A 14280-nucleotide genomic window follows, 5' to 3' on the forward strand; every position below is an offset into this window, starting at 1 on the left:
AGACAGTAGCCCCGCCGAGTTCCACGAAGCGGCCCCCGGGTCTAGATGCAGCGACTTGACAGCCAATTCCCAGAGGCACGCTGTGTCGTCGGTTCGCTGTGGTCGATTCTCAGACACACTGAAGCGACACGCCGGGTACACGTCGGTGTCCGGTCCTAGACTGGCGACCCTATGGCCAAGTCGTTCGTGCACCTGCACAACCACACCGAATACTCGATGTTGGACGGTGCCGCGAAGGTCTCGCCCATGCTCGCCGAGGCGCAACGGCTGCAGATGCCGGCGATCGGGATGACCGACCACGGCAACATGTTCGGGGCCAGCGAGTTCTACATCGGGGCCACCGACGCCGGCATCAAACCGATCATCGGCATCGAGGCCTACGTCGCGCCTGCGTCGCGTTTCGACACCAAGCGCGTGCTGTGGGGTGACCCAGGGCAAAAGAGCGACGACGTGTCCGGTAGCGGCGCCTACACCCACATGACGATGGTCGCCGAGAACGCCACCGGGCTGCGCCACTTGTTCAAGTTGTCGTCGCTGGCGTCCTTCGAGGGCCAACTGGGCAAGTGGCCACGGATGGACGCCGAGCTGATCGCCGAGCACGCCGCCGGCATCATCGCCACCACCGGCTGCCCGTCCGGGGAGGTGCAGACCCGGCTGCGGCTCGGTCAGCACCGCGAAGCCCTGGAATCGGCTGCCAAGTGGCGGGAGATCTTCGGGCCCGAGAATTACTTCCTGGAGCTGATGGACCACGGGCTGTCCATCGAACACCGGGTGCGGGACGGGCTGCTGGAAATCGGTCGCGCGCTGAAGATTCCCCCGTTGGCCACCAACGACTGCCACTACGTCACCCGTGACGCCGCGCACAACCACGAGGCGCTGCTGTGCGTGCAGACCGGCAAGACGCTCACCGATCCGACCCGGTTCAAGTTCGACGGCGACGGCTACTACCTGAAGTCGGCCGCCGAGATGCGCGAGATCTGGGACGGCGAGGTCGCCGGCGCCTGCGATTCCACTCTGCTGATCGCCGAGCGGGTCACCTCCTATGCCGATGTGTGGGCCCCCAAAGACCGGATGCCGATCTTCCCGGTGCCCGACGGTCACGACCCGGCGTCCTGGCTGCGCCGGGAAGTCGAGGCCGGGCTGCGCCGCCGCTTCCCGGACGGCTCGCCCGATGGCTACTCGCAGCGCGCCGCGTACGAGATCGAAGTCATCTGCGACAAGGGTTTTCCGTCATACTTCCTGATCGTCGCGGACCTGATCAACTACGCCCGATCGGTCGACATCCGGGTCGGCCCGGGCCGTGGCTCGGCGGCCGGATCGCTGGTGGCCTACGCGCTGGGCATCACCGACATCGACCCGATCGAGCATGGGCTGCTGTTCGAGCGATTCCTCAACCCCGAGCGCGCGTCGATGCCCGACATCGACATCGACTTCGACGACCGGCGACGCGGCGAGATGGTGCGCTACGCCGCCGAGAAGTGGGGCCAGGATCGGGTCGCCCAGGTGATCACCTTCGGCACCATCAAAACCAAAGCGGCACTGAAGGATTCGGCTCGGATTCACTATGGGCAGCCCGGCTTCGCGATCGCCGACCGGATCACCAAGGCGCTGCCGCCGGCGATCATGGCCAAAGACATCCCGCTGTCCGGCATCACCGACCCCACCCACGAGCGGTACAAAGAGGCCACCGAAATCCGCGGCCTGATCGACACCGATCCGGACGTGCGCACCATCTACCAGACCGCCCGCGGCCTGGAAGGTCTGATCCGCAACTCCGGCGTGCACGCCTGCGCGGTCATCATGAGCAGTGAGCCGCTGACCGACGTGATCCCGCTGTGGAAGCGGGCACAGGACGGCGCGATCATCACCGGCTGGGACTACCCGTCGTGCGAGGCGATCGGCCTGCTGAAGATGGACTTCCTCGGGCTGCGCAACCTGACGATCATCGGCGACGCGCTGGCGAACATCAAAGACAACCGGGGAATCGAACTCGACCTCGAGTCGGTCCCGCTCGACAATCCGGCCACCTTCGAATTGCTGGGTCGCGGCGAGACTTTGGGAGTGTTTCAGCTCGACGGCGGACCGATGCGTGACCTGCTGCGTCGCATGCAGCCCACCGGGTTCGAGGACATCGTCGCGGTGCTCGCGCTGTATCGGCCCGGCCCGATGGGCATGAACGCCCACAACGACTACGCCGACCGAAAGAACAACCGGCAGGCGATCAAACCGATCCACCCCGAGCTCGAGGAACCGCTGCGCGAGATCCTCGCCGAGACCTACGGCCTGATCGTGTATCAGGAGCAGATCATGCGCATCGCGCAGAAGGTGGCCGGCTACTCGCTGGCCCGAGCCGACATTCTGCGCAAGGCCATGGGCAAGAAGAAGCGCGAGGTGCTGGAGGAAGAGTTCGAAGGCTTCTCAGCGGGCATGACGGCCAATGGATTCTCGGCCAAAGCCATCAAAGCGCTGTGGGACACCATCCTGCCGTTCGCCGACTACGCGTTCAACAAGTCACACGCCGCCGGGTATGGCCTGGTGTCGTACTGGACGGCGTATCTGAAGGCGAACTACCCCGGCGAATACATGGCCGGGTTGCTTACCTCGGTCGGCGACGACAAGGACAAAGCAGCGGTGTATCTGGCCGACTGCCGCAAGCTGGGCATCACCGTGCTGCCGCCAGACGTCAACGAGTCCGGGCTGAACTTCGCCTCGGTGGGCACCGACATCCGCTACGGACTGGGCGCGGTGCGCAACGTCGGCGCCAATGTCGTTGCCTCGCTCATCAATACCCGTAACGCGAAGGGCAAGTACACCGACTTCTCCGACTACCTGAACAAAGTCGACATCGCGGCGTGCAACAAGAAAGTCACCGAGTCGTTGATCAAGGCCGGGGCGTTCGACTCGCTCAAGCATCCCCGCAAAGGGCTTTTCCTGGTGCACACCGACGCGGTCGATTCGGTGCTCGGCACCAAAAAGGCCGAGGCGATGGGCCAGTTCGACCTATTCGGCGGCGACCCGAACGACGGGGGAGCGGGTGCCGACGCGGTGTTCACCATCCGGGTTCCCGACGAGGAATGGGACGACAAGCACAAACTCGCGCTGGAGCGCGAGATGCTGGGCCTGTACGTGTCCGGGCATCCGCTCAACGGCGTCGCGCATCTGCTGGCCGCCCAGGTCGACACCCCCATCCCGGCGATCCTCGACGGCGACGTCGCCAACGAGACCATGGTCAAAGTCGGCGGCATCCTGGCCTCGGTGAACCGGCGGGTGAACAAGAACGGGATGCCTTGGGCCTCAGCGCAACTGGAAGACCTCACCGGTGGTATCGAGGTGATGTTCTTCCCGCACACCTACTCGGCGTTCGGTGCTGAGGTGATCGACGACACCGTGGTCCTGGTGACCGCCAAGGTAGCGATCCGCGACGACCGGATTTCGTTGATAGCCAACGACCTGGTGGTGCCGGACTTCACCAATGCCCAGGTCAACCGCCCGCTGGCGGTGAGCCTGCCGACGCGGCAATGCACCATCGACAAGGTCAGCGCGCTCAAGCAAGTGCTCGCTCAACACCCCGGCACCTCGCAGGTGCACCTGCGACTGCTCAGCGGGGACCGGATCACCACGCTGGAGTTGGACCCGTCGCTGCGGGTGACCATGTCGCCGGCGTTGATGGGCGACCTCAAGGCGCTGCTCGGTCCGGGCTGTCTGGGCGGCTAGCCGATTGCCGTAGTCGGGTCGAACGTGACGCTGGACGCACACTCGCGCCCGAACGTGCTGCCAACTTCACGCTCGGGCATTGGCGGTAGCTGATCGGCGTCGCGCCCATCGTGGTCACCCTTCAGAAGCGGTAGCGCAGGATCCGTGCCGCGCGGGCACCGGCTTTGGTCATCCCCATCAACCGCGTCGACACCCGCGCCGCAGTGGGATACAGCTCGACCTCGGGGACGTGCGACAGGCTGGTCTCCTCGACCAGGTGTAGGCGCGGGCTCCAGCTCTCCGGGGTGCGGGCGTCACTGAAACCGCGGTATATCCACCGGGTTCCGACCGCGCTGAAGACGATCTTCATCGCGGTGATGTTGAGGGCGCTGACACGCCCGTAGTCGTTGATCGCAATTTCGCCGCTCCGGAAATGCTCCGGGACACGGCGAAACAGATTGACGAGCAAAGGCTCTGGGACGAACGCCAGCAGCCCGTCAGCGATCAGGAAGGTGGGCCGGTCGGCTGGGATCTGGTCGGTCCAATCATCGTCGGCCAGCGATGCCGCCACCGAATGCGCATGGTCCTCGGCGGGCACCACCTGTCGGCGCAGCGCGATGATGCTGGGCAGGTCGACGCTGTACCAGTCGACCGTGGGCGGCGGGCTGACCCGTTGCATCGGTGTCGCGAGGCCGGCGCCGAGGTCGACGATCACGGCGTCGGGATGATCGGCGATGAACTGGCGGGTCCAAACGTCGAGTAACCTCGCGCGCAGCGCCGTCTGGCGGATCGCGCTGACCGGAACTCCCAAACCGTGAAAGTCGAAGTCGATCTTGGCGACGATCTCTGCGGCCAGGGCGTCGCCGAGTATCGGACTGGGCCAGCGGCTGTCGACCGCTCGGGCGTATTGGGTGACGAACGCGGTCTGCTCGACGGGCGTCAAGTCGGTGATCGCAATTCCCATACCCGCAACCTACTCCGGGACTAGCCTTTGCCCAGTGACCGATTCGAAAACCCAGCTGAGCAACCCGGCCACCATGTGTGCGGCGTTCCAGCGCTCCGCCGCCGTCGACCCGGACGCCGTCGCGTTGCGCACCCCGGGCGACACCATGACGCTGACCTGGCGGGAGTACGCCGACGATGTCCGTCGCGTCGCGGCCGGCCTGGCCGGTATCGGCGTCGGCCGGGGTGACACGGTGTCGCTGATGATGGCCAACCGTGTCGAGTTCTATCCGTTGGAAGTCGGCGCGCAGCATCTCGGCGCTACCTCGTTCTCGGTGTACAACACGCTGCCCGCCGAGCAGCTGACATACGTGTTCGAAAACGCCGACACCAAAGTGGTGATCTGCGAACAGCAATACGTCGCGCGGATCCTGGCGAGCGGCGCGCAGCTCGACCGCATCGTCTGCATCGACGGTGCACCGGAGGGAACGATCTCTCTCGACGAGTTGTACGCTGCCGCTTCCGCCGATTTCGATTTCGAATTGACGTGGCGTGCAGTGCAACCCGACGATGTGATCACCCTCATCTACACCTCTGGCACGACGGGTAACCCCAAAGGGGTCGAGATGACGCACGCCAACTTGATGTTCGAGGCGGAAGCTCTGAGCGCCGTCGTAGACGTCAGGCCGGATGATCGTGCCACCTCCTATCTGCCGTCGGCCCACATCGCTGACCGCATGATGGCGCTCTACAACCAGGAGATGTACGGAATCCTGGTCACGGTGGTGTCCGATGTCCGCGAGATCGCGGTCGCGCTGCCGGACGCTCGACCCACCATCTGGGCGGCAGTTCCACGGGTCTGGGAAAAGCTGAAGGCCGCAATCGAATTCGCCGTCAACCATGAGCCAGACGAGACCAAGCGGCAAGCCTTGCAGTGGGCAATGTCGGTCGCCGATAGACGCGCGGCGGCGTTGATCGCCGATGAACCGCTGCCCGACGCCGCCGCCGCCGAATGGGCGCAGGCCGACGAATTGGTGCTGTCGAAGCTGCGTGAGAAGCTGGGCCTCGACCAGTTGCGGTGGGCGGTGTCGGGTGCAGCGCCGATTCCACCGGAGACGTTGGCGTTCTTCCTCGGTATCGGCATCCCGATCGCCGAAGTCTGGGGTATGTCCGAGCTGAGTTGTGTTGCCAGCGTGAGTCATCCCCGGGAGGCGCGACTGGGTTCGGTGGGTAAACTGCTGCCCGGGCTGGAGTCCAAAATCGCCGACGACGGCGAATATCTCGTGCGCGGACCGCTGGTGATGAAGGGCTACCGCAAGGAGCCGGCCAAGACCGCCGAAGCGGTCGACGCCGACGGCTGGCTGCACACCGGCGACATCCTGGATGAGGACGCCGACGGCTATCTGCGGGTGATCGACCGCAAGAAGGAACTGATCATCAACCAGGCCGGAAAGAACATGTCGCCGGCCAACATCGAGAACGCGATCAAGGCCGCGTGTCCGATGATCGGCGCGATGCTCACCGTCGGTGACGCTCGCCCGTACAACACCGCGCTGCTGGTGTTCGATGCCGATTCCGTCGGCCCGTATGCGCAAAGGCATGGGCTGGCCGACGCCTCACCCCAGGCGCTGGCAGCCCACCCGGAGGTGATCGCTCAGATTTCGGCGGGGGTGGCCGCGGGCAACGAGAAATTGTCTCGGGTCGAGCAGATCAAACGTTTCCGCGTGCTCCACACGTTGTGGGAACCGGGCGGCGATGAGATCACCCTGACAATGAAACTCAAACGACGGCCGATCGCAGCCAAGTACGCCGCGGAGATCGACGAGCTCTACGCCGACCAGCCGGGGCCGGATGTTCACCAGCCCGCCGGCGTGTTGTCAGCACAACCGGCCTGAGCGCTCCCTGACTCAGCGGCGATTCTGTGCCGCTGTCGCCAATCCGCGGCGCGGGCAGTCAGCATCGCGCCGGGCCAGGTTCGGACGCCCGTCGGCACCCCGAAATCTGTACTCGGAGGCCGTTTCCGGTGCGTCATTGCAGGTCGCGGTCAGAAAGCGGTCCGGCAGCGACAGCTTGCAGATCGTGCGCACCGTGAGCAGGTACTGACGCCACAACGGACCCGTTGTGTACGGCAGATCGTAGGTGATGCATAGGGCGCGCACCCGCTTGGCGATATCGGGGTATCGATTGTGCGGCAGGTCGGGGTAGAGGTGATGTTCGATCTGGTAGCACAGGTTTCCGGTCATGAACCCCAGCACCTTGCCGGCGCGGAAGTTCGCGGTGCCCAACATCTGGCGGAGATACCATTCGGGCTTCGTCTCGTCCTCGAGGACTGCCGGCGCGAATTTTTCCGCCCCATCCACAAAGTGACCGCAGACGATCACGATGTAGGCCCACCCGCTGCGCAGTCCGTTCGCGACGATGTTGGCCCCCAGCGTCCGCCGCCACTTCCGACGGGTGAAGACGGGAAAGAGCACGTAATCCTTGACGACCTGGCGAGCCATCTTGCGCAGTAGTGCCGTTTTCTGGGCGGCCCTGCCGGCGTCGGTAGTCCCCTCTTCTTCTTGCACTGAGTTCAAGCCGTGCAGTGCGACGCCCCATTCGAAGGCCATCCCGAGCAGCACAGCGAACAACGGCTGCAGCAACGCGACCGGCCGCCACTTTTGGTCCCGGGTGACCCGCAAGATTCGAAACCCGAGATCGTCGTCCACGCCGACGATATTTGAGAAGACGTGGTGTCGGTAGTTATGGGAATACCGCCACTGTGACGTGAGTCCGGCCGTGTCCCACTCCCAGGTGTTGGAATGAATTTCCGGGTCGTTCATCCAATCCCACTGGCCGTGGCTGATGTTGTGGCCGAGTTCCATGTTCTCGATGGACTTGGCCGCAGCCAGGGCGGCGGTTCCGATGGCCCAGCCGACTTTCCCTTTGGTGCCGGCGATGATCAGCCTCGCCGCGACGTCGGCGCAGCGCTGCAGTGTGATGGCGCGCGTGATGTACGCGCGATCGCGGGCACCCCGCGAAGCCTCGATGCCGCCACGGATTTCGTCCAACTCGGCCCCGAGTGCCAGCAGGTCCGCGTCGCTGAGGTGGGCGTACTCAGGTACCTCGGAAATCGCCATCGGCCCTCAACCGGATTCGGGGAACGTGGCGTGCGGCCCGGTGCGCGCCACGACGCGGGCACACCGGACGCTCGGGACTCGCGACACTGTGCGTCACGTCCGATCTGTTGGGCGGGTTTCCACCTGCGAGGCGAGGAGCCGTGCGACTTCCAGTACGTAGGGCGCGAGTTTGCTCGTGGCTCGCCGTTGACGATCGCAGACTCTACAGCGCCCATGCTGAGCGACGGCACAGGTGCGGGCGGGGTGTGCCCGGGTGAACGCCTTTAAAGTGGTGTGATGCCACTTGAAGGTGAATACGCCCCCAGCCCGTGGGACTGGTCCCGTGAACAAGCCGAGAAGTACGCCGAATCCGGTGGCGCCGAGGCCGCAGACATGAAGGGCAAGCCCATCATCCTGCTGACCACCGTCGGCGCCAAGACCGGCAAGCTCCGCAAAACGCCGCTGATGCGGGTCGAGCACAACGGTGAATACGCCGCCGTGGCGTCGCTGGGCGGGGCGCCTAAACATCCGGTCTGGTATCACAACATCACCAAGAACCCGCGGGTCGAACTACAGGACGGCACCGTCACCAAGGACTACGACGCCCGTGAGGTCTTCGGCGACGAGAAGGCCGCCTGGTGGGAGCGAGCGGTGGCGGCTTACCCCGACTACGCCGACTACCAGCTCAAGACCGAGCGACAGATTCCGGTGTTTGTGCTGACCCCTGTGCACTGAACACGCAGCTTGATGACACCATTGACCGGTGTCTGCGGAACTGAGTCAGAGCCCGGGCGCCCGGGGTGGCGGGCCGGTGTCGGCGGCTGATGTCGACAGTGCGGCCATCCGCATTGCCGGCGTGGTCACTCCCACGCCGCTGCAGTTTTCCGACCGGTTGTCCGCAACGACCGGGGCGAACGTCTACCTCAAGCGCGAAGACCTGCAGACCGTCCGCTCCTACAAGCTGCGCGGGGCCTACAACCTGCTGGTCCAGTTGTCCGACGAGGAACGAGTGGCCGGCGTGGTCTGCTCGTCGGCGGGCAACCACGCGCAGGGCTTCGCCTACGCCTGCCGCAGCCTGGGCATCCGCGGTCGGGTCTACGTGCCGGCCAAGACCCCGAAGCAGAAGCGCGACCGCATCCGCTACCACGGCGGCGAGTTCATCGAGCTGATCGTGGGCGGGTCGACCTATGACCTGGCCGCCGAGGCGGCGCTGGCCGACGTCGAACGCACCGGAGCCACGCTGGTGCCACCGTTCGACGACCCGCGCACCATGGCCGGCCAGGGCACGATCGCTGTCGAGATTCTGGACCAACTCGACAGCGAGCCCGACCTGGTCGTGGTTCCGGTCGGCGGCGGCGGGTGCATCGCCGGCATCACCACCTACCTCGCGGAGCGGACAACCAAGACCTCCGTGCTCGGTATCGAGCCGGCGGGCGCGGCTGCCATGATGGCCGCGCTGGCCAACGGCAGCCCGGTGACCCTCGGTCACGTCGACCAGTTCGTCGACGGCGCCGCGGTCAGCCGGGCCGGAAACTTGACCTACGCCGCCCTGGCCGCAGCCGGCAACATGGTGTCGATCACCACGGTCGATGAGGGCGCGGTGTGCACCGCGATGCTCGAGCTGTACCAGAACGAGGGAATCATCGCCGAGCCCGCGGGTGCGCTCGCGGTGACCGGCTTGCTGGAAGCCGACATCGATCCGGGTTCGACGGTGGTATGCCTGGTTTCCGGCGGCAACAACGACGTCTCGCGCTACGGCGAGATCCTCGAGCGCTCGCTGGTCCACCTCGGCCTCAAGCACTACTTCCTGGTCGACTTCCCGCAGGAGCCCGGTGCGTTGCGCCGTTTCCTGGACAACGTGCTCGGGCCGACCGACGACGTCACGCTGTTCGAATACGTCAAGCGCAACAACCGCGAGACCGGTGAGGCGCTGGTTGGTATCGAGCTGGGCTCGGCCGCCGACCTGGACGGCTTGCTGGAACGCATGCGGGCGACTGAGATGCAGATCGAGGCAATCGAGCCAGGATCGCCAGCCTATCGTTATCTTTTGTAGGCGCAGCCGATTTCGCCGCTGCGCAGCTAACCCAGCACTGCGACCGTTTCGTCGTTGGCGCGAAATATCGGCTCCAACGGGACAGCGAACCGTTCGGCCATGTCGGTCAACGACCTCGACCAGACCAGTTCGATCGTCGATACCGGCCCGCGCCCGGGACCCGTCAGCAGCAAGGCCACCGTCGTTCCCGGTTCCAGGTCGTCGAGCAGCGTCCGCAACGACGACATCAAGTTCCACACGATCCGGCCCCGGGGCCGGGGACGGATCGGGATCTGGCCGAGTTTCTTGGCGAAACAGCGATCCGGCCCGATCAGGCCGAACCACAGCAGTCGCGTCCCAAACCCCAACGGCCCCATCAGTGCACGCCACCGCTCGCGCAGGTCCTGCGTCGAATGCACCGGGTCGCAGGCGGACTGGATGGGCGGGATCGGCAGCAATTCAGAGTGCGTCATCCGCGTATCATCGGCTGTCGCGGATCCCGCCGGTAGTCAGTTATGCACAGCGCAGGACCGCGAACGCATGCCCGGGCAACTCGGTGCTCTTGTTGCCGATGTCGATCGGTTCCGAACTCAGCACGTGCTCCCCGGCGCACGGAACAGACACCGGCTCAGTGCCCAGATTGCAGGCCACCGTCAAGCCGCCGCGGCGCACCACAATCCAGCGGTGCGCCTCCTCGTAGTCGACGACCAGATTGTCCAGCCACGGATCTGCCAGGTCGCTCTCGGTGCGCCGCAACGCAATCAGGTCCTGGTAAAGCTGTAGGAGCCTGGCGTGCTCTGCTTGGTCGAGCTCGGACCAGTTCAGCTTGGAGCGCTGAAAGGACTGCGGGTCCTGCGGGTCGGGAATCTCGTCGGCGTCCCAGCCGTGATCGGCGAACTCTCGCTTGCGGCCTGCCGCGGTGGCGCGGGCCAACTCGGGTTCGGGATGGGAACTGAAGAACTGGAATGGGGTGGACGCGCCCCACTCCTCACCCATGAAAAGCATGGCCGTGTAGGGCGAGCACAGGACCAGCGCGGCCTTCACCGCGAGCTGACCGTAGGTCAGGTTCTGCGACGGCCGGTCGCCGAGCGCTCGGTTGCCGACCTGATCGTGGGTACAGGTGTAGGCCAGCAACCGGGTGGCCGGGATGGTCGATGTGTCCAGCGGTCGGCCATGGCGCCGCTGCCGGAACGACGAGTAAGTCGCGGCGTGGAAGAAGGCGTGGCGCAGCGCTTTTGCCAGCGCGGCCAGCGACCCGAAGTCGGCGTAGTAGCCCTGGCGCTCGCCGGATACCGCGGCGTGGATGGCGTGGTGGATGTCGTCGTCCCACTGTGCGGCCAGCCCGTGGCCGTGCTCGGTACGAGGGGTGATCATTCGCGGGTCGTTCAGGTCGCTCTCGGCGATCAGCGACAACGGCCGGCCGAGTCGCCCGGCGAGCGCATCGGTTTCGGCGGCCAACTCCTCGAGGATGTGGATCGCGGTGGTGTCGACGAGCGCGTGCACGGCGTCCAGGCGCAGCCCGTCGGCACCGAAGTCGCGCATCCAGCGCAGTGCGCAGCCGATGATGTAGCGGCGCACTTCGTCGGACTGGGCGTCGGCGATGTTGACTCCTTCGCCCCAAGGGTTGCTCGCCGACGACAGATAGGGCCCGAACCGGGGCAGGTAGTTGCCCGACGGGCCGAGGTGGTTGAACACCGCGTCGATCAGCACCCCGAGCCCGCGGCGATGGCACGCGTCGACGAAGCGCACCAGACCGTCTGGGCCACCGTAGGGTTCGTGGACGGCGTACCACAGCACGCCGTCGTACCCCCAGCCGTGGGTTCCGGAAAACGCGTTGACCGGCATCACCTCCACGAAATCGACGCCGAGGTCGACCAGGTGGTCGAGCTTGTCGATGGCCGCGTCGAACGTGCCGGCCGGGGTGAAGGTTCCGATGTGCAGCTCGTAGATCACCGCGCCCTGCACCGAGCGGCCGGCCCAGCTGTCATCGGTCGGCGCCGGCGGCGGCTCCCACAGTTGCGAGCGCTCGTGCACTCCCTCGGGCTGACGCGGGGATCGCGGGTCGGGCAGCGGCGTCGGGTCGTCGTCGAGCAGAAATCCGTAGCGCGCATCCGGGCCGGCATCGACTTCTGCGCGCCACCAGCCGTCTACGTCGCGGGTCATCGGCGACACCGACCCGTCGACGTCGAGCCGGACGGCCTTCGGTGTCGGTGCCCAGACGGCGAATTCAGGCATCGGCGCGCTCCAGCAGTGCGACCGGCAACTCGGCGAACAACTCGCTGGCCGGCACCGTCCCGCGCGCCGCCGCGCCGGTAAGCGCATTGCGCCATGCGCCCTCCGGCAGCGTGATCACGGTGTCTCCCCATCCGGTTTGTTCGAGTTGCACGGTCCAGCGGGTGACCGCGACGAGCACATCGTCGCCGCGGCGGAAAGCCACCAGGTGATCGGCGCCGGCTCCGGCGGCCAGAGCCGGGTGATATCCGCCCCGCAGGAAGGTGTCCGGGCGGGCGCGACGCATGTGCAGGGCAGCCTTCACCACTCGAATCTTCTTGTGCTGCAGCGACTTCAATGCCTCGCGGCAGGTGGCGTAGTCAACCGCACGCCGGTTGTCCGGGTCGACCAGACTGTCGTCCCACAACTCGGTGCCCTGGTAGATGTCGGGGACACCCGGGGACGTCAGCGACAGCAGCTTCTGGCCCAGCGCATCGTTTTCGGCATGCGGTTGCAGCCGAACGACCAGCATGGTCAGCTCCCGCGCCGCCGGGCCGTCCAGCACAGCATCCAGCCAGTGCTGCACCGCGTCTTCGAAGTCGGAGTCCGGATCTTGCCAGCAGGTATGCCATGCCGCTTCCCGGATCGCTTTCTCCGCGTAGGCGTGCAGCCGGTCGTGCAGCTCGGCGGTAACCACGCCGTCCGCCGGCCAGACGCCGAAGATGTTCTGCCACAGGAACAGTCCAGTGGCCGGATCGGGGGAGGGCGTCCAGACTTCCCAGCGGGCGACGCACTCCGCCCACAGCGACGGCACCTGCGACAGCACTGCGATGCGGGCGCGGACATCCTCACCACGCTTGGTGTCGTGAGTCGACAACGTCGTCATTGCCTGCGGCCACAGCCGGGCCCGGGTGGCTGCGCGAGAATGGAATTCGGCCAGACCGACGCCGAAGTCCCGCGGGTCGCCGCCGACCTCGTTGAGAGCTACCAGCCGGGCGTCGCGGTAGAACAGGCAGTCCTCGACGGCCTTCGCGGTGACGGCCCCGCACAACTGCTGCAGCCGGACGGCGGTCTCACCGCCATCGGCCACTGCGACCGCGATCAATTGCAGGGGGATGTCCAGTTCCGGTGCCGCAGATTGGGTCGCGGCCAGGGCCGCCGGCAGGATCGCAGCCAATCCGAGGTAATCGCTGCGGTAGACGTCGATGTGGGTCAGCAGCGCCGCCACCGCGTCGGGCAGTCGCGGGTGGTCGGCACCGGCCGCCGCGGCGATGCACCGGCGCAGCCTGGCCAGCTCGCCGGCCAAGGTCTCGGTGGCGGACGACTTTTTCAGTTCGGCGCTGGACAGCTCGGCGTCTGCGGAGTCTGCCAACGCCGTCAACGCCGGCGCCCCTTGCGGATCGACGAAGACTCCGCCGATCTCGCGCAGTGCGTCGTATCCGGTGGTCCCGTCCACCGGCAGGCTCACGTCCAGTGGCTCGTCGACCGCGAGGATCTTCTCGATCACGATCCAGGCGTCCGCGCCGACCAGTTCGCGCAGCCAGGTCAGATATCCCGCGGGGTCCGCCAGTCCGTCGGGATGGTCGATGCGCAACCCGTCGACGAGTCCGTCGGCGAACCACCGCGCGACCTCCGCATGGCTGGTGTCGAACACGGTGCGGTCTTCCTGGTGCAGCCCGGCCAGCGAGGTGATCGAGAAGAACCGGCGATAGCCGCACAGTCCGGTGCGCCAACCGATCAGCCGGTAGTGCTGACGGTCGTGCACGTGCGCGCCGCTGCCGTCGCCGGTGCCGGGCGCGATCGGCAGCGCCAGGTCGCCGAGCCGCAGTAGGTCGCCGTCGACGGTCAGGTCGGCGATGTCGTCATCAGAGCCCAGCAACGGCAGCACAATTCGGCCATCGTCCAGTTCCCAGTCGATATCGAAGAACGACGCGTATGCCGAGGACCGGCCGTGCCGCAGGACATCCCACCACCACGGGTTCTGCTCCGGCTCGGCCACCCCGACATGGTTGGGCACGATATCGACAATCAAGCCGATCTGCCGCGCCCGCGCCGCGGCCGACAGCTTCGCCAAGCCTTCGGGGCCACCGAGTTCGGCCGACACTGTGGTCGGGTCGGTGACGTCGTAACCGTGCGCCGAGCCGGCAACCGGGGTCAGAATCGGCGACAGATACAGATGCGACACCCCGAGATCGTCAAGGTAGTCGAGCAGGTGTTCGGCGTCGGCAAAAGTGAAACCGAACCCGCTCGCGGCACCGCGAAGCTGCAGCCGGTAAGTGGACAGTACCGGCAGGGCCACTTTGT

The 14280-nt window shown here is 66.1% G+C and carries 9 protein-coding genes; 4 read left to right on the top strand and 5 right to left on the bottom strand.

Annotated features, from left to right (window positions below):
- The first annotated feature begins 171 nt into the window (after positions 1-171).
- Positions 172-3714, top strand: coding sequence for a DNA polymerase III subunit alpha (gene dnaE, locus ABDV69_RS05565; protein WP_343572367.1), 3543 nt, complete (start codon positions 172-174; stop codon positions 3712-3714).
- Between the two features lie 121 nt (positions 3715-3835).
- Here dnaE and ABDV69_RS05570 read toward each other — a convergent pair whose 3' ends face one another.
- Positions 3836-4657: a class I SAM-dependent methyltransferase gene (locus tag ABDV69_RS05570; protein ID WP_343572368.1), complete on the bottom strand. Its 822-nt coding sequence runs from the start codon at positions 4655-4657 to the stop codon at positions 3836-3838.
- Between the two features lie 73 nt (positions 4658-4730).
- On the opposite strand from ABDV69_RS05570, the gene fadD11 reads away from it, so the two are divergent.
- Positions 4731-6530: a fatty acid--CoA ligase FadD11 gene (gene fadD11 / locus ABDV69_RS05575; RefSeq protein WP_343572447.1), complete on the top strand. Its 1800-nt coding sequence runs from the start codon at positions 4731-4733 to the stop codon at positions 6528-6530.
- 12 nt (positions 6531-6542) lie between these two features.
- On the opposite strand, the gene ABDV69_RS05580 is transcribed toward fadD11, so the two are convergent.
- Positions 6543-7754 carry an acyl-CoA desaturase gene (locus ABDV69_RS05580; protein ID WP_343572369.1) on the bottom strand — a complete coding sequence of 404 codons (1212 nt, stop codon included), beginning with the start codon at positions 7752-7754 and terminating at the stop codon, positions 6543-6545.
- Positions 7755-8030: 276 nt separating this feature from the next.
- On the opposite strand from ABDV69_RS05580, the gene ABDV69_RS05585 reads away from it, so the two are divergent.
- Positions 8031-8468, top strand: a complete 438-nt coding sequence (locus ABDV69_RS05585; protein ID WP_343572370.1) for a nitroreductase family deazaflavin-dependent oxidoreductase — start codon at positions 8031-8033, stop codon at positions 8466-8468.
- A gap of 28 nt (positions 8469-8496) precedes the next feature.
- On the top strand, positions 8497-9786 hold the full coding sequence (ilvA, locus tag ABDV69_RS05590; protein ID WP_343572371.1) for a threonine ammonia-lyase IlvA: 1290 nt from the start codon (positions 8497-8499) through the stop codon (positions 9784-9786).
- Between the two features lie 26 nt (positions 9787-9812).
- Here the strand turns inward: ilvA and ABDV69_RS05595 are convergent, their stop codons facing one another.
- Genes ABDV69_RS05595 through treY form a run of 3 tightly spaced genes read right to left on the bottom strand, consistent with a single transcriptional unit; the run spans position 9813 to position 14275 of the window.
- Positions 9813-10238 carry a hypothetical protein gene (locus ABDV69_RS05595; RefSeq protein WP_343572373.1) on the bottom strand — a complete coding sequence of 142 codons (426 nt, stop codon included), beginning with the start codon at positions 10236-10238 and terminating at the stop codon, positions 9813-9815.
- A 40-nt stretch (positions 10239-10278) separates the two neighbouring features.
- Positions 10279-12000 carry a malto-oligosyltrehalose trehalohydrolase gene (treZ, locus tag ABDV69_RS05600; RefSeq protein WP_343572374.1) on the bottom strand — a complete coding sequence of 574 codons (1722 nt, stop codon included), beginning with the start codon at positions 11998-12000 and terminating at the stop codon, positions 10279-10281.
- Positions 11993-14275, bottom strand: coding sequence for a malto-oligosyltrehalose synthase (gene treY / locus ABDV69_RS05605; RefSeq protein ID WP_343572449.1), 2283 nt, complete (start codon positions 14273-14275; stop codon positions 11993-11995). Before treY ends, treZ begins: the two co-directional genes overlap by 8 nt.
- Positions 14276-14280 lie beyond the last annotated feature (5 nt).

It is taken from the genome of Mycobacterium sp. (assembly GCF_039583785.1).
Lineage (GTDB): Bacteria > Actinomycetota > Actinomycetes > Mycobacteriales > Mycobacteriaceae > Mycobacterium.

What these genes read in the sequence shown, in the direction of transcription:
- ABDV69_RS05585 (WP_343572370.1), top strand. Translation starts at nt 8,031, where the DNA reads ATGCCACTTGAAGGTGAATACGCCCCCAGCCCGTGGGACTGGTCCCGT.
- ABDV69_RS05595 (WP_343572373.1), bottom strand. Translation starts at nt 10,238, where the DNA reads ATGACGCACTCTGAATTGCTGCCGATCCCGCCCATCCAGTCCGCCTGC.
- ABDV69_RS05570 (WP_343572368.1), bottom strand. Translation starts at nt 4,657, where the DNA reads ATGGGAATTGCGATCACCGACTTGACGCCCGTCGAGCAGACCGCGTTC.
- treZ (WP_343572374.1), bottom strand. Translation starts at nt 12,000, where the DNA reads ATGCCTGAATTCGCCGTCTGGGCACCGACACCGAAGGCCGTCCGGCTC.
- ABDV69_RS05580 (WP_343572369.1), bottom strand. Translation starts at nt 7,754, where the DNA reads ATGGCGATTTCCGAGGTACCTGAGTACGCCCACCTCAGCGACGCGGAC.
- dnaE (WP_343572367.1), top strand. Translation starts at nt 172, where the DNA reads ATGGCCAAGTCGTTCGTGCACCTGCACAACCACACCGAATACTCGATG.
- fadD11 (WP_343572447.1), top strand. Translation starts at nt 4,731, where the DNA reads ATGTGTGCGGCGTTCCAGCGCTCCGCCGCCGTCGACCCGGACGCCGTC.